Raw genomic sequence first — 3,019 nt, 5'->3', positions numbered from 1 at the left:
TAGAAAGTCGCAATATGTTGAAGATATATCTACGGTTTTCGTATTCAAAGCAAATTTTCACTAAGAAATGATGCTTTCACAAAAGAAGAAACTTATGAAACCTGGGAAAATTATTTTAATCGTCTTGCTGTTTTGCTATATCTTGCGGTGACTGGTCAAAAGCAGAAGTAGCTTGAATGAGAACCTGTGGGGATGAGGGCGTTTGAGCATGTAAAGCTTGTGTTTTTCGGTAAGCAGACAAATCTCGCACATCCTCCCAAGTGCGATCGCTCCTCACTTGTTGAGTTGGATTTTGCGGTATTCCACCCCTTCCTGTAGCAACAAAACTACTGCCTTGATTACTCGCGCAGCCTGTGGCAATTTGCTGCGATGCATCAACCCAGAATTAGGATCGACATCAGGGTTAGTAATTTGCACATTCCCGTTAACTCCAAATTCCGAACTGGCAGTAATATCGTTTTGGGAAGTAAGTTGAGTTCGATATTTTAGACCAAAGATCCCCTGAGTGGTAATTTGAATATTGCCACCCTTGCCCTCAAAAGCATTGGCAATAATGTCGCTATTTTCTAACCCAACGTTTTTAAAGAGGTTTGTAAAGATGGCACCCTTACAAGGCGTAGAGGTAAAAGTTATGGGTCTGACAAAGACCTATGGTAATAATCAGGTGTTGCAGAGTCTCGATTTAGAGATAGCACCAGGAGAGTTTATTGCGATCGTTGGACGCAGTGGTGGCGGTAAAAGTACACTCTTACGGATGATAGCTGGGTTTGAAAGTCCCAGTGACGGTGGAGTTTTAATCGACGGGGAGCCATTGCGCGGGCGTAATCGCAACGCGCGAACAATGTTTCAAAATGCTCACCTGTTACCGTGGGACAATGTTCTAAGGAATGTGGGATTAGGATTGAACAAAAAAAACTGGTGGCAAAAGGCAGAGAAGGCACTAGAGCAAGTAGGTTTAAAAGAACGAGCTAAGGATTGGCCATCTGTCCTTTCGGGAGGACAAAAGCAAAGGGTGGCACTTGCTAGGGCTTTAGTGAGAGAGCCGCGCTTACTAATGTTGGATGAACCCCTTGGTGCTTTGGATGCGATGACTCGCATTGAAATGCAGCGATGATGTGGATGAAGCAGTAACGCTAGCTGATCGCATCATACTCATTGAAAATGGTCGAGTCACAATGGATCAGCGCATATCGCTACCACGTCCTCGCAAACGCAAAGACCCAGAATTCCTGACTCTGGCAGAAGAAATCTTAGAGCGCGTTATGGGTGATGAAGCAGGTCTAATTAATGGGGAAGCAGAAAAAGTTCAACAGCTAGCTAATACACACTAAGTACAGCTTTGCGTAAAATCGTGGCGAATTGAGGGTTGAAATTTAAACGCAGAGGGGAGGGGGCGCGTTGCGGGGGTTCCCACGCCACTTGCTTCAAGCAGGTGTTCCCGTCCAACGCAGTGGCTCCCCGTTGTAGCGACTGCCGTCGCGCAGAGGTAAGCGCAAAGGTACGCAGAGAATTCGCTACGAATTAATGAAATGTTGTACTAAGGAATGCGATCGCAATTTTTGGAGCTTGCATTTGCGGCTTATCCATGTGAATATTCTATCAGCAAAATACGGTAATTTGCTCGATTTACCGTAGTATTTATATTGGTTTTAGCTTAAATGTTCTACGTATCCTCAACACTCCCAAAAGCTTATGGACATCAACACCCAACAAATAAAAACTGATGTACTTGTCATTGGTGGCGGTACAGCCGGGACAATGGCTGGAATCAAAGCCAAACAAGCCAATCCTGATACAGAGGTGCTGATTTTAGAAAAAGCTAACATCCGACGGAGTGGTGCGATCGCAATGGGTATGGATGGCGTGAATACCGCAGTTATTCCGGGACATTCCACCCCAGAACAATACGTCCGCGAAGTCACCCTAGCCAATGATGGTATTCTCAACCAAAAAGCCGTATATCAAACAGGCAAATTAGGTTATGAAGTCATCCAAGAATTAGAAACCTGGGGTGTGAAATTTCAAAAAGATGCCCAAGGCAACTATGACTTAAAACAAGTGCATCGTGTGGGTAAATATGTCTTACCCATGCCAGAAGGTAAAGACCTCAAAACCATTCTTACCCGCCAAGTCAAACGCCACAAAGTCAAAGTGACAAATCGCGTCATGGCAACCCGTGTCTTAGTCAAATCAGGACGTGCTATTGGTGCAGTAGGATTTGATGTCAGGAACGGTGATTATATTGTCATTCAAGCTAAAGCCGTCATCCTCTGTACAGGTGCTTGTGGCAGATTAGGATTACCCGCTTCTGGCTATCTCTATGGCACTTATGAAAATCCTACCAATGCCGGAGATGGCTATTCAATGGCTTATCATGCAGGTGCAGAACTCAGCAATATTGAATGCTTTGAAATTAATCCTTTAATTAAAGATTACAACGGCCCCGCCTGTGCCTATGTTGCTGGGCCTTTTGGCGCACATACAGCCAACGCCGAAGGGAATCGCTTCATTAGCTGTGACTATTGGAGTGGTCAAATGATGTTGGAAATTTGGAAAGAATTAAATTCTGGGAAAGGGCCAGTCCAATTGAAAATGACCCATCTTGATGAAGATACAATTGCAGAAATTGAATCCATACTTTGGGCAAATGAACGACCAAGTAGAGAACGCTTTCATCAAGGTAGAAATGAAGATTACCGTACCCACGGCGTAGAGATGCACATCTCAGAAATAGGCTTATGTAGCGGTCATAGTGCTTCTGGTGTATGGGTAAATGAGAATGCTCAAACAACCGTCCCAGGTTTATATGCAGCCGGAGATATGGCTAGCGTTCCCCATAATTATATGATTGGGGCATTTGTTTTCGGTCGCATAGCGGGAACTGATGCCATTGAATATATTCAAAATTTAGATTTTATTGAACCAGATACAGATTTTTTAGAAGTAGAAAAAACGAGAATATATGCTCCATTAACACGTCCTAATGGTGTACCTCATACTCAGGTAGAATACAAATTAA

Annotated in this window: 3 protein-coding genes and 1 pseudogene; 3 read left to right on the top strand and 1 reads right to left on the bottom strand. The window is 43.9% G+C overall.

Annotated features, from left to right (window positions below; translation table 11 throughout):
- Positions 1-163 precede the first annotated feature (163 nt).
- Positions 164-576, bottom strand: a pseudogene (locus tag LC574_RS33565) (hypothetical protein); the annotation flags it as partial.
- 22 nt (positions 577-598) lie between these two features.
- Between LC574_RS33565 and LC574_RS33560 the strand changes: the two are divergent.
- The 3 genes from LC574_RS33560 to LC574_RS33555 all read left to right on the top strand — a co-directional run.
- Positions 599-1,114 (top strand): ABC transporter ATP-binding protein, encoded by a 516-nt coding sequence (locus LC574_RS33560; protein ID WP_306422200.1) that lies wholly within the window; start codon positions 599-601, stop codon positions 1,112-1,114.
- The gene (locus tag LC574_RS38640) at positions 1,098-1,331 is read left to right on the top strand and encodes a hypothetical protein (protein ID WP_306422199.1); all 234 of its coding nucleotides are present in this window, start codon (positions 1,098-1,100) and stop codon (positions 1,329-1,331) included. Before LC574_RS33560 ends, LC574_RS38640 begins: the two co-directional genes overlap by 17 nt.
- A 361-nt stretch (positions 1,332-1,692) precedes the next feature.
- A partial coding sequence (locus tag LC574_RS33555; RefSeq protein WP_229457909.1) for a fumarate reductase/succinate dehydrogenase flavoprotein subunit occupies positions 1,693-3,019 on the top strand: 1,327 nt, incomplete at its 3' end.

The organism is Nostoc sp. CHAB 5715, assembly GCF_020829685.1.
GTDB lineage: Bacteria > Cyanobacteriota > Cyanobacteriia > Cyanobacteriales > Nostocaceae > Nostoc.
Note: the sequence above shows the minus strand (reverse complement) of the source record. Positions and strands in the feature narration are given on the sequence as shown.